A 14,940-nucleotide genomic window follows, 5' to 3' on the forward strand; every position below is an offset into this window, starting at 1 on the left:
CGGCTCGTGAGAGCCGCGGTTGGCAAATCACGCCCGTGGCTTCAGCGTCACCAAGTGCGCGAAACCACGGGAGTACCCCCGGTCTTCGCTAACCAAGTGTCTTCACCAGCAGGCGCCGCCCCCTGCAAGGGGGGAGGGTGAGCGACACGAAGTGCGCGAGACCACGGGGGTGTGCAATCAGCTCTGGCAATCAGCCGGCGTACGGCGCGTCAGCTTCTTCTCGGCAGCGTACTTGTCGGCAGCGGCCTTGACCATCGGCTTGATGATCTGCTCATCACCCTGCAGCCAGTCCGAGGTCCACTGGAACTTGGTGCCGTCCCAGGTGTGCACGCGGGCCCACGAGGCGCCCATGTGGTCCTGGCAGCTGGTGGAGATCGGGCGCATCACGCCCTTGAAGCCCAGCGCATCCAGCTTGGCCTGCGTCAGGTTCAGGTTCTCGTAGCCCCAGCGTGCCTGCTCGGCCGTCACGACTTTGCCCTTGCCGAAGCGTTCCTGCGCAGCGCGCACGCCTTCCACCGCGAGCATGGCTGCCTGCAGGCCGCGCATGTATAGCACCTGGCCGACTTCTTCCTTCGGCCCGGTGCCCTGGCCCTTGGCGTGCACCTTCTCCAGCATTTCCTTGACGACTGCGGAATTGGGCTCGGCGCCGTGCTGCATCATGATGGCGTTGTAGCCCTTGGCGCCCGCGCCCACGTCCTTGACGTCTGGTTCGGCACCAGCCCACCACACGCCGTACATCTTCTCGCGCGGGTAGCCGGTGGCCTGGGCTTCCTTCAAGGCGGTGGAGTTCATCACGCCCCAGCCCCAGTTCAGCACGTAGTCAGGGCGGTTCTGGCGGATCTGCAGCCAGGTGGCCTTCTGCTCCACACCGGGGTGGGTCACAGGCAGCAGGCTCAGCTGGAAGCCGTGCATCTTGGCACGCTCTTCGAGCAGGGGGATGGGCTCCTTGCCGAACGGGCTGTCGTGATAGATCAGCGTGATCTTCTTGCCCCTGAGCTTGTCGAGGCCGCCTTCCTTCTTGGCGATGTGCTGGATCAGCGTGTCAGCGGCGACCCAGTAGGTGCCGGAGATCGGGAAGTTCCATTTGAAAACGCCGCCGTCAGCCGACTCGCTGCGGCCGTAGCCAGCGGTGATCAGCGGAATCTTGTCGCCGGGGGCCTTTTCGGTCAGCGCGAAGGTGATGCCGGTGGACAGGGGCTGGAACACGGTGGCGCCGCCGTTTTTGCCCTTCAGGCGCTCATAGCATTCCACGCCGCGGTCGGTGGCATAACCGGTCTCGCATTCCTCGAAGGACACCTTCACGCCGTTGATGCCGCCGCGTGCATTGACCAGCTTGAGGTAGTCGACATAGCCGTTGGCGAACGGCACGCCATTGGGTGCGTAAGCGCCGGTGCGGTACACCAGCACCGGAAAGAATTGCTCCTTGGCTTGGGCAAATGCGCCAGTCGTCACCATTGACGAGGCGCCAGCAGCCACCATGGCGGCTGCCAGAACGAGATTGCGAAACTTCATACCTGTCTCCTTGTTGAAAATGGAAGCACTGTCAGTGAACGAAAAAACACATTGAAAAACCATCGGGACTTGCGAGCAATGACGCCAGTGGGGTTAATGCGGGAAGGGCCACAGCCGCAGCTTCTGCTTGCCGATGGACCACAGCCGTGCCAGCCCGTGCGGCTCGACGATCAGGAACCAGACAATCAGTGCGCCGAACACCATGAACTCGGTGTGCGAGATACCGGCGGTTGAAATTTCAATGCCGACCAGAGAGCCCAGGGCTGGCAGCAGCTGGTTCAGGATGATGGGCAGCACCACGATGAAGGCCGCACCGAAGAAGCTGCCCATGATGGAGCCCATGCCGCCGATGATGACCATGAAGAGCAGCTGGAAGGAGCGGTCCACCGAGAAGGCCGCCGGCTCCCACGAGCCCAGGTGTACAAAGCCCCACAGGCCACCGGCCACACCGATGATGAAGGAGCTGACTGCGAACGCGCTGAGCTTGGCGTACATCGGCCGGATGCCGATCACCGCAGCGGCCACATCCATGTCGCGGATGGCCATCCACTCGCGGCCGATTGCGCTGCGTACCAGGTTCTTGGCCAGCAGCCCGAACACTGCGAGAAAGCCGAGGCAGAACAGGTATTTGTCGAGCGGTGAGTCAATCGACCAGCCCAGCACATTGAGGCTGGACACCGACACCGAACCGGAGGCGGTGTAATTGGTGAACCACTTGATGCGCAGGAAGGCCCAGTCGCAGAAAAACTGAGCGGCCAGCGTGGCAATCGCCAGATAGAGGCCGCGCACCCGCAGGCTGGGAATGCCGAACAGCACACCGACCACCGTAGCAAAGAACCCTCCCAGCAGCAGCGCGATGATGAGCGGCATGCCGTCGACGCGCACGATGCAGTTGTAGGCCGCATAGGCGCCCACTGCCATGAAGGCGCCGGAGCCCAGCGAGATTTGTCCGCAGTAGCCCACCAGCACATTCACGCCCAATGCCGCCATGGCGAGAATCAGGAAGGGCACCAGGATGGCGCGCAGCATGTACTCGGAGGCGAGCATGGGCACGACCAGAAACGCGAACGCCAGCAGCAGGCCGATGGCAATGCGGTCCTGCAGGATCGGGAAGATCTGCTGGTCTGCGCGGTAGGAGGTCTTGAACTGGCCGTTTTCTCTGTAGAACATTTTTAGACTCGATCAATCTTTTAGCTACGACACGCTGCGCTTAACTTTGCTTTGCAAAGTTAGTCTTCGCTGAAAGATCATCACTGCCCTTGCGGGCAGAGAATCAACCAGTTGATTCTTCGCGTATTTCATACGCGATCGATGATCTTTTCGCCGAAGAGTCCTTGCGGCCGGAACAGCAGGAACACCAGCGCCAGCACATAGGCAAACCAGATCTCGATACCGCCACCGACGTAGGGTCCCAGATACACCTCGGACAGCTTTTCGCCGACGCCGATGATCAGCCCGCCGATGATGGCGCCGGGCACTGAGGTCAGGCCACCGAGAATCACCACCGGCAGCGCCCGCAGTGCCACTGTGGCCAGCGAGAACTGCACGCCCAGCTTGCTGCCCCAGATCACGCCAGCCACCAGCGCCACAATGCCGGCCACACACCAGACGATGACCCAGATGCGGTTGAGTGGAATGCCAATCGATTGCGCGGCCTGGTGGTCGTCGGCCACCGCGCGCAGCGCACGGCCGGTCGAGGTCTTCTGGAAGAACAGGCTGAGCAGTGCCACCAGCGTGGCGGCAATGGCGGCGGCAATCAGGTCTTCCTTGTTGATCAGGATGCCGCCCTGGAACACGTTCTCGAACGCGATCACCGGCTCCTTCGGCATGCCGACATCAATCTTGTAGATGTCGCTGCCGAAGATGGTTTGACCCAGGCCGTCGATGAAGTAGGCAATACCCAGCGTGGCCATCAGCAGCGTGGCGCCCTCCTGGTTGACCAGGTGGCGCAGCACCAGCCGCTCCACCAGCCAGGCCAGGATGAACATCACCACACCCGCCAGAACAAAGGCCAGTACGTTGGCCAAAATCAGGCTGTCGGTGCCCAGCCATTTCGGCAGCCACTCGGCGAACCGCGCCATGGCCAGTGCGGCAAACAACACCATCGCGCCCTGCGCAAAATTGAAGACGCCCGAGGCCTTGAAGATCAGCACGAAGCCGAGCGCCACCAGCGAATACAGCATGCCCGCCATCAGGCCGCCCAGCAGTGTCTCTAAAAAAAATCCCATAGATCAGATACTCCAGTTTCCAGCGGCCGCCGCAGAATCGGCTTTGCCGGGCTGCTGGCGGCGTCCCCTGCAAGGGGAGAGGCGGCTACGCGCAGCGAGTCCGCAACAGGGGTGTGCCAAGGCTTTCATTAGTGTTCGACGCCGAGATAGGCTTTGATCACGTCCGGGTTGTTGCGGACTTCTTCCGGGGTGCCGTCGCCGATCTTGCGGCCGTAGTCGAGCACCACCACGCGGTCGGAGATGTCCATCACCACGCCCATGTCGTGCTCGATCAGCACCACGGTGGTTCCGAACTCGTCGTTGATGTCGAGCACGAAGCGGCACATGTCCTGCTTTTCCTCGACGTTCATGCCAGCCATCGGCTCGTCGAGCAGGAGCACCTGCGGCTCCATGGCCAGGGCACGGCCCAGGTCCACACGCTTTTGCAGGCCGTAGGGCAACTGGCCCACGGGGGTCTTGCGGTAGGCCTGGATTTCAAGGAAGTCGATGATGTGTTCGACAAACTCGCGGTGCTGTTCTTCCTCGCGCTGCGCCGGGCCGATGCGCAGCGCCTGCAGGAAGATGTTGCTCTTGATGCGCAGGTTACGGCCCGTCATGATGTTGTCAATCACGCTCATGCCCTTGAACAGCGCCAGGTTCTGGAAGGTGCGGGCCACGCCCATCTCTGCCACCTGCCGCGAATTCATGTGGCTGAATTTCTGCCCGCGGAAGGTGATGCTGCCTTCCTGCGGCGTGTATACGCCGTTGATGCAGTTGAGCATGGAGCTCTTGCCGGCACCGTTGGGGCCGATGATGGCGCGGATCTCATGCTCGCGGACATTGAACGAGATGTCCGACAGCGCTTTCACGCCGCCAAAGCGCAGGCTGATGTTGTTGACGTCCAGAATGACGTCGCCGATTTTTTTCTGACTCATGCGGCAGCCTTCACGGGGGCATAGGTGGTCGCATCAGACACCCGCAGCGTGGCGCTGACGCTGCCGGTGCGGCCGTCTTCGAACTTCACCGTGGTTTCGATGTACTGCTCGGTCTTGCCGCTGTACAGCGCATCCACAAGTGGCTGGTATTTCTCGCCGATGAAGCCGCGCCGGACCTTGTTGGTGCGGGTCAGCTCGCCATCGTCGGCGTCCAGTTCCTTGTGCAGCACCAGGAAGCGGCTGATCTGCGAGCCGGCCAGCAGCGCGTCCACGCTCAGGTCGGCGTTGACCTTCTCCACGCATTCGCGGATGAGCTGGTACACCTCGGGCTTCTGTGCCAGATCGGTGTAGCCGGCGTAGGGCAGGTTGCGGCGCTCGGCCCAGTTGCCCACCGCGTCGAAGTCGATATTGAGCATCACGCAGACCTTATCGCGGCCGTCGCCGTAGGCCACCACTTCCTTGATGTGCGGGAAGAACTTGAGCTTGTTCTCGACATACTTGGGCGCAAACATCGCGCCGTCGTTGGCGCCACCCTTGAGGCGACCCACGTCTTTCACACGGTCGATGATCTTCAGGTGCCCCTGGGCGTCGATGAAACCGGCGTCGCTGGTGTGGTACCAGCCATCGGCCGTCAGCACCTCGGCAGTGGCGGCCGGGTTCTTATAGTACTCCTTGAGTAAGCCGGCGGAGCGAACGAGGATCTCGCCGTTGTCAGCCACCTTGATTTCCACGCCATCGATGGGAATGCCCACGGTGTCGGCGCGCGCCTGGTTGTCCGGCTGCAGGCAGACGAACACGGCCGTTTCGGTGGAGCCGTACAGCTGCTTGATGTTGATGCCAATGGAGCGGTAGAAGGTAAACAAGTCCGGGCCGATGGCCTCACCGGCGGTGTAGGCCACCCGCACGCGGCTCATGCCGAGGTTGTTGCGCAGCGGGCCATAAACCAGCAGGTTGCCCAGCGCGTACATCAGGCGCTGGGGCGCTGCCACCGGTTTGCCGTCCATCAGGTCGGGCCCCACGCGCCGGGCCAGGTCCATGAAGTAGTGGAACATGCCGCGCTTGATGCGGCTGGCATCCTCCATGCGGATCATCACCGTGGTCAGCAGGCCTTCAAACACCCGTGGCGGGGCAAAGTAGTAGGTCGGGCCAACCTCTTTGAGGTCAATCGTCACCGTGCTGGCGTTTTCGGGGCAGTTGACGACATAGCCGCAGGCCAGCCACTGGGCGTAGCTGAAGATGTTCTGGCCAATCCACGCGGGGGGCAGGTAGGCCAGCACTTCCTCGGCCGACGTTAGCCGGTCAAAGGCCGCGCCGGCGCGTGCGCGGTCCAGCAGCGTGTTGTGGGTGTGCACAACGCCCTTGGGGTTGCCGGTGGTGCCCGAGGTGAAGAACATCGCCGCTACGTCATCGGGCTGCGCTTTTTCCACTTCCGTCTTGAAAAAGCCGGGCTGTGCCTTGGCAAAGTCCTGACCGGCAGCGATCAGCTGGTCCAGCGCCGACAGGCCGGCCTCCTGGTAGTTGCGCAGGCCACGCGGATCGTCGTAATAAATGAAGGCGAGGCTGGGGCAGCGGTCGCGGATTTCCAGCAGTTTGTCGACCTGCTCCTGGTCTTCGACCATCGCGAAGCGGATGTCGGCGTTGTCGATGGGGAAAACACATTCGGCGCCCACCGCGTCCTGGTAGAGCGGCACCGGAATGGCGCCCAGTGATTGCGCAGCCAGCATGGTGGCGTAAAGGCGCGGGCGGTTGGCGCCGATCACCGCCATGTGCTCGCCGCGGCGCAGCCCGGCCTGGTGGAGCCCGCAGGCGATGTGTTCCACAAGGGCAGCCATGCCGCCCCAGCTGTGGGACTGCCAGATGCCGTATTCCTTTTCCCGCATGGCGGCCGCGCCCGGGCGCTCGGCGGCGTGCTTGAGCAGCAAGCGGGGAAACGTCGTCTTGACCGTGCTGGTTGATGCGCTCTGCATTCCGGTTCCTTGTCTCCAATGGGTGCCGCCTTGATGGGCTGACGGCAGCTCGTATGACCCGGATACTAGGACCGCGTTTGACGCTGCCTTGTCATTGCGACGACAATTTCGGGGTAAGTCCTACTGGGGTGTGCCCGGGTGTGTCAGCCCCAGTCAGCCGAATCCTGCCGGCTTGTGCTTTGGTTTCGCCGTGTTCTCTTTTGGGGTTTTTCGTCCGCATGTCCAACGACCTCTCCCTTCACCAGCGCCGCAGGGCACCCACGCCAGACGAGCTGCAGGGCATCCCGTGGTTGCGGCTGCTGCGCCCCGAGGAGCGGGCCTATGCGGTGGCCGAGCTGCAGGTGGGTGATGCTGCGCCTGCGGATTACGTCGCGCGCGTCGGCAAACCCGTGACCTACTGGTTCGGCGTGATCGAGGGCCTGCTCAAGATGAGTGCAGACAACGCCCAGGGCCTGACGATGACCTTCACCGGCGTGCCGCCCGGCGGCTGGTTCGGCGAGGGCACCGTGCTCAAGCGAGAGCCCTACCGCTACAACATCCAGGCCCTGCGCAAAAGCGTGGTGGCCGGTTTGCCGGTGGCCAGCTTCCACTGGCTGCTGGACCACTCCATCGGTTTCAACCGCTTCGTGATGAACCAGCTTAATGAGCGGCTGGGCCAGTTCATCGCCGCCCGCGAGATTGACCGCATCAACAACCCCGACCTGCGCGTGGCACGCAGCCTGGCCGCGCTGTTCAACCCGGTGCTTTACCCCGGTGTGGGCGAGGTGCTGCGCATCACCCAGCAGGAGCTGGCCTATCTGGTGGGACTGTCGCGCCAGCGCGTCAATGAGTCGCTGGCCAGCCTTGAAGCGCAGGGCGCCATCCGGGTCGAATACGGCGGCCTGCGGGTGCTGGATCTGGCGGCGCTGCGCTCCAGCGTGATGCCGGCAGACCGGGCCTGAGCATTCCCCGCCCTTCGTGCGGCGGCTTCGGGGACAATCCATCGACGATTCTGCTGCCCACCTCACCTCTTTTCCTTTCATGACCGACCCCCTCCGTCCGACCCAACCCCCGCGCAGCCCGGCCAGCGGCGCCGTGCGCGTGGTCAAAGCGGCAGCCCCCTCCGCGTCGGGTGCCACCGTGCGACTGAACAAGCGCATGGCCGAGCTGGGGCTGTGCTCGCGCCGGGAAGCCGACGACTGGATTGCCCGGGGCTGGGTGCGCGTGAATGGCGCACCGGCGGTGATGGGCCAGCCGGTGGCTGCCGATGCGCGCATCGAGATCGACCGGCAGGCCGAGCAGCAGCAGCGCCAGCAGGTCACTATCCTTATCAACAAGCCGGTCGGCTATGTCAGTGGCCAAGCCGAAGACGGCCACGAACCGGCGGTGGCGCTGGTGCAGCCGCAGAACCGCTGGCGCGAATGCAACAGCCGCATGCGCTGGGGCCACGAGCAACTGCGCGGGCTGGCGCCGGCGGGCCGGCTGGACATCGACTCCATCGGCCTGCTGGTGCTGACGCAGGACGGCCGCGTCGCGCGCCAGCTGATCGGCGAAGACTCCGAGGTGGAAAAGGAATACCTGGTGCGCGTGAGCTACGGCGCCGAGTCGGTGAATGTGCAGGCGCTGTTCCCGCCTGAAAAGCTGGCGCTGCTGCGCCATGGCCTCAGCCTCGACGGGCAGGCACTGCGCCCGGCCCGCGTCGAGTGGCAGAACCCTGAGCAGCTGCGCTTTGTCTTGAAAGAAGGCAAGAAGCGCCAGATCCGCCGCATGTGCGAGCAGGTCGGCCTGTTTGTGACGGGCCTCAAGCGCGTGCGCATTGGCGGCGTGAACCTGGGCCACCTGCCGGTGGGGCAGTGGCGTTACCTCGCGCCGCACGAGCGGTTCTAGCGCTGCGTTGAAGAACGCTCAGCCGGGCGCCGATGCGCTGGCCCAGCCCCAGCCCGGTGAGGTGATGCAGATGTTTCAATGAATTCCGGCGGGTGAGGCCACAATCGGCCCATGACCGAACGTCCGGGTACCGATCCTGCTGCATCTCGCACGAAGCCGCGCCGACCCTCGTGGGTCCGCGAGCTGCACCTCTCCGACCTGCAGGGGCTGGCACAGCTGACCACGCAGGCCACGCTGGGCGTGGCGGGGCTGGCTGAAACGGTTCAGGGCAATGTCTACAAGGCGGTCGCCACTGCCTTCGGCCCGCTGGGCGCGCGCTGGGTGGACCGTGCCGAGGGCGCCACCGGCGTGCGGCGCAGCGGCATCACCGGGCTGGTCTATGGCAGTGTGCGCGGTGTGACGCGGCTGGCGGGCGGCACGGCAAATGCGGTGCTTGGCGGGCTCGCCCCTGCCCAGCGCGACAGAGCGTCGTCTCCCCAGCGTGAGGCCATGCTCTCGGCGCTAAACGGTGTGCTCGGTGACCGGCTGGTGGAGACGGCCAACCCGCTGGCCATCACCATGCGCTGGCGCACCGCGCGGGCTGACGGCGCCGCTTTGACTTTGAACAAGGCAGCCCTGGCCGAGCAACTGCCCCAGGCCACCGGCAAGCTACTGGTGCTGATGCATGGCCTGTGCATGAACGACTTGCAATGGGCGCCCCCATCCACCGACGGCGCTGCCGGCATGCCCGGCCACGCACCGGCTCTGGCCGAGGCACTGGGCTGCACGCCGATCTATCTGCATTACAACACTGGCTTGCCAGTGGTGGCCAATGGCCGGCAACTGTGTGAGTTGCTGGATCAACTGGCTCAGGCCTGGCCGGTACCGGTCGAGGAAATCACTGTGCTGGCCCACAGCATGGGCGGGTTGGTGGCGCGCAGCGCGGTGGCTGTCGCCGACGCCGGACCGGTGCCCACCTGGCGCCAGCACCTGAAAACTATGGTGTTTCTTGGCACCCCGCACCACGGCGCACCGCTGGAGCGGCTGGGCAGCTGGGTCGATGCCCTGCTGGACGGCAACCCGCTGACGCGGCCGTTTGCCCGCCTCGCGCAGTTGCGCAGCCAGGGCATCACCGATTTGCGGCATGGCCGGGTGTCGGACGGGGGTGAGGACAGTGCGGCGCCCCTCGTACCGCTGCCGGATGGCGTGGCCTGCTTTGCGGTGGCGGCCAGCACCACCGCCCAGCCGGGCGAGCTGACCGGTCAGCTGTGGGGCGACGGCCTGGTACCGGTGCCCAGCGCGCTGGGCCAGCACAGCAACCCGGCGCGCAGTCTGACCTTTGCGTCCGAGCGGCAGTGGCTGGCGAGCGGCATGGGCCACATGGCGCTGCTGCACCACCCGGACGTCACGGCGCAGCTGCTGCGCTGGCTCCGGCCCCGCCGAGCCGGTTTGTAGAATCCCGGCTGTTCCCGGCGCTTGAAAAAAACCGGCGCTGCCTCCAGTTGTTGGGGTGCAGGGCGCCGCCTCATTGGCGGAGCGTTTTTTCAAACCGACCTCCTCACCAAAAGCCATGTCAACAGAGACCATGTCCAAAACAGCCCAACCGTCCAAAACGCTCGCCTTCCAGGCGGAAGTCGCCCAGCTGCTCAAGCTGGTCACCCATTCGCTGTACTCCAACCCGGAAATCTTCCTGCGCGAGCTGATCTCCAACGCGTCTGACGCCTGCGACAAGCTGCGCTTTGAAGCGCTCAACAACGCCGCCCTGTATGAGAGCGACCCCGAACTCAAGGTGCGGGTGAGCTTCGACAAGACCGCCAAAACGCTGACCATCACCGACAACGGCATCGGCCTGTCGCAGCAGGAAGCCATCGACAACCTGGGCACCATCGCCAAGAGCGGCACGCGCGACTTCATGGCCAAGCTTTCCGGCGACCAGAAGAACGATGCGCAGCTGATCGGCCAGTTCGGTGTGGGCTTTTATTCCGGCTTCATCGTGGCCGACAAGATCACGGTGGAAAGCCGCCGGGCCGGCGCCACCGCCGACCAGGGCGTGCGCTGGGTCAGCGACGGCACCGGCGAGTTCGAGGTCAGCGAGATCGAGCGTGCCGAGCGCGGCACCAGCATCATCCTGCACATGAAGGAGGACTCGCTTGACTACTTGAACAACTGGAAGCTCAAGGGCATCATCAGCAAGTACTCTGACCACATCTCCCTGCCCATCCTGATGCAGAAGGAAGAGTGGAAAGAAGGCGAGAATGACCAGCCCGGCCAGATGGTGACGACGGGCGAATGGGAAACCGTGAACCAGGCGGCAGCGCTGTGGACGCGCGCCAAGAAAGACATCACGCAGGAGCAGTACGACGAGTTCTACAAGCAGCTCAGCTACGACAGCAATGAGCCGCTGGCCACCACCCACAACCGGGTCGAAGGCTCGACCGAATACACGCAGCTGCTGTTCATCCCGTCGAAGGCGCCAATGGACCTGTTCAACCGCGACAAAGCGGCCGGCGTGAAGCTGTACGTCAAGCGCGTCTTCATCATGGACGACGCCCAGGCGCTGATGCCCACCTACCTGCGCTTCGTCAAGGGCGTGGTGGATTCTGCCGATCTGCCGCTGAATGTGTCGCGCGAATTGCTGCAGGAAAGCCGCGCCGTCAAAGCCATCCGCGAAGGCTGCACCAAGCGCGTGCTGTCGATGATTGAAGACCTGGCCACCAACGACGTCGAGAAGTTCAAGACCTTCTACGCCGAGTTTGGCGCTGTGCTGAAAGAAGGCCTGGGTGAAGACTTCGCCAACCGCGACCGCCTCGCCAAGCTGCTGCGCTTTGCCAGCTCGACCACCGACACCGTGAGCGTCGGTTTTGCCGACTACAAGGCCCGCATGAAGGAAGGCCAGGAGGCGATTTACTACATCACCGCGGACACGCTGGCCGCTGCGAAGAACAGCCCGCAGCTGGAGATCTTCCGCAAGAAGGGCATTGAAGTGCTGCTGATGGCCGACCGTGTGGACGAGTGGGCGCTCAACTACCTCCACGAGTTCGACGGCACCCCGCTGCAGTCGGTCGCCAAAGGCGCGGTCGATCTCGGCAAGCTGCAGGACGAGGAAGAAAAGAAAGCCGCCGAAGAAGCGCAGACCCAGTTCAAGCCGGTGCTCGACAAGCTGAAAGAAGCGCTGAAAGACAAGGCCAAGGACGTGCGCGCTTCGACCCGTCTGGTCGATTCACCCGCGTGTCTGGTGGTGCAGGACGGCGACATGTCCACCCAGCTCGCCCGTATGCTCAAGCAGGCCGGCCAGCCGGTGCCTGAGGTCAAGCCGATCCTGGAAGTCAACGCCCAGCATCCGCTGGTCAAAAAACTTGAAGCTGGTGCGGAAGGCGCGCAGTTCGACGACCTGGCCCACATCCTGTTCGACCAAGCCCTACTGGCCGAAGGAGGCATGCCGGAAGACCCGGCGGCCTATGTGCGACGCGTGAACGCGTTGCTTGTCTAGGTCCTGCGACGCGTGAACGCGTTGCAGGTCTGAACCTGCTTACTCAAACCCGCAGTCGCGCCGAATCCCGGCCGCGTCTGCGCTGGTGAGCAGGTCAATCAGTGCCTGTGCGGCCTCGGGTTTCTGCGCGTGGGTGCAGACGGCGGCCGTGTAAGTGGTGGCCAGCTCAAACGCCTTGGGCAGCGGCGCCACCAGGTCCACGCCGGCGGTGTAGATGATCTCGGTGATCTGCGTGCTGCCGATTAGCCCTGTCTCGCTGGATTCGGCCATCGCCCGCATCGCGGTGGCGCCGTTGGGGTACACGCGCAGGCGGTCGGCCAGTTCCACGTCCAGCCCGAGCTGCTTGAGCATGCCCATCACATGGATGCCAGCGGTGGCCTTCACTGGGTCTGGAAAGTAGATGCCGCGTGCCGCGCGGAAGGCTGCTCTCAATGCCTCGGGGCTGTCCACAGCGGGCATGGCCTCACCACTTTTCACCGCCACGCCGGTCTTGACCTGGCCCAGCGCCTTGGCCGTTCCGGCGCGCAGTTCACCGCTGGCGGTGAGTTGGGCCACCAGTGCTTCGGTGAGGATCAGCACGTCGCAGGCGGCGCCCGCGAGCAGGTTGTCCTTCATCATGCCGACCGCCCCGAAGCAGGCATTGATGCCGATCTTCTGGTCGGTCTGGAAGCGTTCTTCCAGCTGGGTGACAAGGCCCTGTGCGGCGCCGCCGCTGAGCAGGTGAATCATGGTCATGACGTGTTTTCTTGAACTGAAAAGAGGTGAGTCTGCAGGGTAGATCAATCCACCTTGATGTTGGCGCTCTTGATCACGCGGGCCCATTTGTTGATGTCTTCGCGGGCGTATTTGTCAAACGCTTCCGGCGTCATCACCATCGGCACTGCACCCTGCCTGCCCCAGGCCTGCTTCACCTCCGGCTGGCTGGCAATCTTCGAGACGGCGTCGTTGAGTTTGTCCACCACAGCTTTGGGCGTGCCGGTGGGCGCCATCAGGCCCAGCCAGATGGTAGCCTCGTAGCCGGGCAGGCCGGCTTCGTTGGCAGTGGGCACGTTCGGCAGCACTTCAGAGCGCTGCCGGCCGGTGGTGGCCAGCGCCTTGACCTTGCCAGCCTTCACCTGCTCGGCCATGGTGGTCACCGCGTCAAACATCACATCCACCTGACCGCCGATCACGTCGGTGCGGGCGCCGGTGCTGCCCCTGTACGGAATGTGCACCAGGTAAATGCCAGCCATGCTTTTGAACAACTCACCGGCCATGTGGTACGGGGTGCCGGGGCCGGACGAGGCGTAGTTGAGCTTGCCCGGCCGCGCCTTGGCGTCGTCAATCAGGGCCTTGAGGGTGGAAGACGCCACCGCCGGATTGGCCACCAGCACCAGATCGGAATAGTTGATCGGTGCAATGGCCACGAAGTCGCGCATCAGCTGGAAGGGCTTGTTCGGAATCAGGGTCTCGTTCACCGTGTGGGCGTTCGACATCAGCAGCAGGGTGTAGCCGTCAGCCGGTGACTTGGCGGCGGCGTCGGTGCCGATCACCGAGCCCGCACCGGGGCGGTTGTCCACCACGAAGGACTGACCGAGTGAATCCTGCAAACGCTGGGCGATGAAGCGCGCATACACGTCGGCGGGGCCACCGGCGGCAAACGGCACGATGATGCGCACCGACTTGTTGGGATAGGCCTGCGCCATGGCGGGCTTGGCGGTAATAAACGTCAGGCCCAGTGCCAGGCTGAGCATGGCGGGCAGGGTGGTCAAAGAGCGGATCAAACGATGGGGCATGGGTGTCTCCGGGAAAGTGTGTGGGGGGAAGTGGGTGGCCGCTTATTCGACGATTTACTCGACCTTGCCGATGCGCTTGACGACCTCGGCCATGCGCTTGGCATCGGCCTGCACGTACTTGTCGAAGTCAGGGCTGTCCTGATACAGCACCGGGCTGCCGGCGCCGAGGATCACGTCCTTGACCTTGGCATCCTGTGCGGCAAATTTGGCGGCGGCGCGCAGGCGCTGGGCCACCGGCTCGGGTGTGCCCTGGGGAATGAAGAGGCCGGACCATTGCGCATACTCGGCGTTGAAGCCGGCGTCTTTCAGGCTGCCCACGTCGGGCAGGGCGCCGAGCGGTGCGGTGCCCCAGTGCGCCAGCACCCGGAGCTTCCCAGCCTTGACCTGCTGCAGCACGGTGGCCGGGCCAGACGACACGGCGTCAATCTGTCCGCCGAGCAGCGCCACCACAGCCGGCCCCGCGCCAGTGAATGGAATGTGTGTGAGCTTGATGCCAGCGTTCTGCGCCAGGATTTCCATCGGCACATGCATGGTGCCGTAGTTGCCCGATGAGCCGTAGTTGATGGCACCGGGGCGCTTTTTGGCGTCTTCCACAAATTGCTGCACGGTTTTCCACGGCGAATCGGCACGCACGGCCAGCACGGTGGGGTCGGCCGTGAAGCGGGCAATCGGCCGCAGGTCGGGCAGCGTGAACATCGCAGGCCGGCCGAGCAGCACATCGGCTTCGGGAATCACCGTCAGCGACGACAGGGCCATCAGGATGGTGTAGCCGTCGGGTTTGGACTTGGCCGCGGCCGCCATGCCAATGCCGCCACCGGCGCCGGCCTTGTTTTCGATCACCACCGGCTGCCCCAGATCGCGCGACATGGCTTCAGCCACCGGGCGCGCCACCAGGTCGGCCAGGCCGCCGGGCGGGAACGGAACAATCATGGTGATGGGTTTGGTGGGCCAGGCACCCTGCGCTGCAGCAAGTGTGGTGGCGCCGGCCAGCAGGCTGACGGCAAGCAATGAAAGCCATGAGCGACGGTACATGTGTGTCTCCAGATGTGTCTCTATCCCGCCGTGCATCAGGCGTGCCGGCTGGTGTTGTGGGTGATGGCTTTCGTCCAGATACAAAGGCGCCTGATGACGCTCTATCACTTGCCGACAACCACCAAAAGATAAGTACGCTTAGCGTATCTTTTTTCGCAGCACCCTGCCGTCATCGCT

General features: G+C 64.0%; 12 protein-coding genes. 4 read left to right on the top strand and 8 right to left on the bottom strand.

Features of this window, described 5'->3' with window-relative positions:
• Window positions 1-177 precede the first annotated feature (177 nt).
• The 5 genes from AAG793_RS10335 to AAG793_RS10355 all read right to left on the bottom strand — a co-directional run bounded on the left by AAG793_RS10335 (window position 178) and on the right by AAG793_RS10355 (window position 6,621).
• Window positions 178-1,512 (bottom strand): ABC transporter substrate-binding protein, encoded by a 1,335-nt coding sequence (locus tag AAG793_RS10335; RefSeq protein ID WP_341907768.1) that lies wholly within the window; start codon window positions 1,510-1,512, stop codon window positions 178-180.
• A gap of 93 nt (window positions 1,513-1,605) precedes the next feature.
• Entirely contained in the window at window positions 1,606-2,682 is a 1,077-nt protein-coding gene (locus tag AAG793_RS10340; protein WP_341907770.1) for a branched-chain amino acid ABC transporter permease, read from the bottom strand.
• A gap of 128 nt (window positions 2,683-2,810) precedes the next feature.
• Window positions 2,811-3,740, bottom strand: coding sequence for a branched-chain amino acid ABC transporter permease (locus AAG793_RS10345; protein ID WP_341907773.1), 930 nt, complete (start codon window positions 3,738-3,740; stop codon window positions 2,811-2,813).
• A gap of 128 nt (window positions 3,741-3,868) precedes the next feature.
• Window positions 3,869-4,654, bottom strand: a complete 786-nt coding sequence (locus tag AAG793_RS10350; protein ID WP_341907776.1) for an ABC transporter ATP-binding protein — start codon at window positions 4,652-4,654, stop codon at window positions 3,869-3,871.
• Window positions 4,651-6,621 carry an AMP-binding protein gene (locus tag AAG793_RS10355; protein ID WP_341907778.1) on the bottom strand — a complete coding sequence of 657 codons (1,971 nt, stop codon included), beginning with the start codon at window positions 6,619-6,621 and terminating at the stop codon, window positions 4,651-4,653. The genes AAG793_RS10350 and AAG793_RS10355 overlap by 4 nt, the downstream gene beginning before the upstream one ends.
• 218 nt (window positions 6,622-6,839) lie before the next feature.
• On the opposite strand from AAG793_RS10355, the gene AAG793_RS10360 reads away from it, so the two are divergent.
• The 4 genes from AAG793_RS10360 to htpG all read left to right on the top strand — a co-directional run bounded on the left by AAG793_RS10360 (window position 6,840) and on the right by htpG (window position 11,956).
• Window positions 6,840-7,562 (top strand): Crp/Fnr family transcriptional regulator, encoded by a 723-nt coding sequence (locus AAG793_RS10360; protein WP_341907780.1) that lies wholly within the window; start codon window positions 6,840-6,842, stop codon window positions 7,560-7,562.
• 79 nt (window positions 7,563-7,641) lie between these two features.
• Window positions 7,642-8,487 (top strand): pseudouridine synthase, encoded by an 846-nt coding sequence (locus AAG793_RS10365; RefSeq protein WP_341907783.1) that lies wholly within the window; start codon window positions 7,642-7,644, stop codon window positions 8,485-8,487.
• 111 nt (window positions 8,488-8,598) lie between these two features.
• The gene (locus AAG793_RS10370) at window positions 8,599-9,921 is read left to right on the top strand and encodes an alpha/beta hydrolase (RefSeq protein WP_341907786.1); all 1,323 of its coding nucleotides are present in this window, start codon (window positions 8,599-8,601) and stop codon (window positions 9,919-9,921) included.
• Window positions 9,922-10,051: 130 nt separating this feature from the next.
• Window positions 10,052-11,956, top strand: a complete 1,905-nt coding sequence (htpG, locus tag AAG793_RS10375) for a molecular chaperone HtpG (protein ID WP_341907788.1) — start codon at window positions 10,052-10,054, stop codon at window positions 11,954-11,956.
• A 39-nt stretch (window positions 11,957-11,995) separates the two neighbouring features.
• Here the strand turns inward: htpG and AAG793_RS10380 are convergent, their stop codons facing one another.
• The 3 genes from AAG793_RS10380 to AAG793_RS10390 are packed head-to-tail and all read right to left on the bottom strand — an operon-like array spanning window position 11,996 to window position 14,763.
• Window positions 11,996-12,691, bottom strand: a complete 696-nt coding sequence (locus tag AAG793_RS10380; RefSeq protein WP_341907791.1) for a substrate-binding domain-containing protein — start codon at window positions 12,689-12,691, stop codon at window positions 11,996-11,998.
• A gap of 44 nt (window positions 12,692-12,735) precedes the next feature.
• Entirely contained in the window at window positions 12,736-13,731 is a 996-nt protein-coding gene (locus AAG793_RS10385; protein WP_341907793.1) for a tripartite tricarboxylate transporter substrate binding protein, read from the bottom strand.
• A 54-nt stretch (window positions 13,732-13,785) separates the two neighbouring features.
• The gene (locus AAG793_RS10390) at window positions 13,786-14,763 is read right to left on the bottom strand and encodes a tripartite tricarboxylate transporter substrate binding protein (RefSeq protein WP_341907797.1); all 978 of its coding nucleotides are present in this window, start codon (window positions 14,761-14,763) and stop codon (window positions 13,786-13,788) included.
• Window positions 14,764-14,940 lie beyond the last annotated feature (177 nt).

Origin of the sequence: Polaromonas sp. YR568, assembly GCF_943372955.1 — a bacterium.
In the GTDB taxonomy this organism is placed as follows: Bacteria; Pseudomonadota; Gammaproteobacteria; order Burkholderiales; family Burkholderiaceae_C; genus Polaromonas.

Bases quoted from the DNA above. Each gene is read 5' to 3' on its own strand.
- AAG793_RS10335 (WP_341907768.1), bottom strand. From the start codon at position 1,512: ATGAAGTTTCGCAATCTCGTTCTGGCAGCCGCCATGGTGGCTGCTGGC.
- AAG793_RS10340 (WP_341907770.1), bottom strand. From the start codon at position 2,682: ATGTTCTACAGAGAAAACGGCCAGTTCAAGACCTCCTACCGCGCAGAC.
- AAG793_RS10345 (WP_341907773.1), bottom strand. From the start codon at position 3,740: ATGGGATTTTTTTTAGAGACACTGCTGGGCGGCCTGATGGCGGGCATG.
- AAG793_RS10350 (WP_341907776.1), bottom strand. From the start codon at position 4,654: ATGAGTCAGAAAAAAATCGGCGACGTCATTCTGGACGTCAACAACATC.
- AAG793_RS10355 (WP_341907778.1), bottom strand. From the start codon at position 6,621: ATGCAGAGCGCATCAACCAGCACGGTCAAGACGACGTTTCCCCGCTTG.
- AAG793_RS10360 (WP_341907780.1), top strand. From the start codon at position 6,840: ATGTCCAACGACCTCTCCCTTCACCAGCGCCGCAGGGCACCCACGCCA.
- AAG793_RS10365 (WP_341907783.1), top strand. From the start codon at position 7,642: ATGACCGACCCCCTCCGTCCGACCCAACCCCCGCGCAGCCCGGCCAGC.
- AAG793_RS10370 (WP_341907786.1), top strand. From the start codon at position 8,599: ATGACCGAACGTCCGGGTACCGATCCTGCTGCATCTCGCACGAAGCCG.
- htpG (WP_341907788.1), top strand. From the start codon at position 10,052: ATGTCCAAAACAGCCCAACCGTCCAAAACGCTCGCCTTCCAGGCGGAA.
- AAG793_RS10380 (WP_341907791.1), bottom strand. From the start codon at position 12,691: ATGACCATGATTCACCTGCTCAGCGGCGGCGCCGCACAGGGCCTTGTC.
- AAG793_RS10385 (WP_341907793.1), bottom strand. From the start codon at position 13,731: ATGCCCCATCGTTTGATCCGCTCTTTGACCACCCTGCCCGCCATGCTC.
- AAG793_RS10390 (WP_341907797.1), bottom strand. From the start codon at position 14,763: ATGTACCGTCGCTCATGGCTTTCATTGCTTGCCGTCAGCCTGCTGGCC.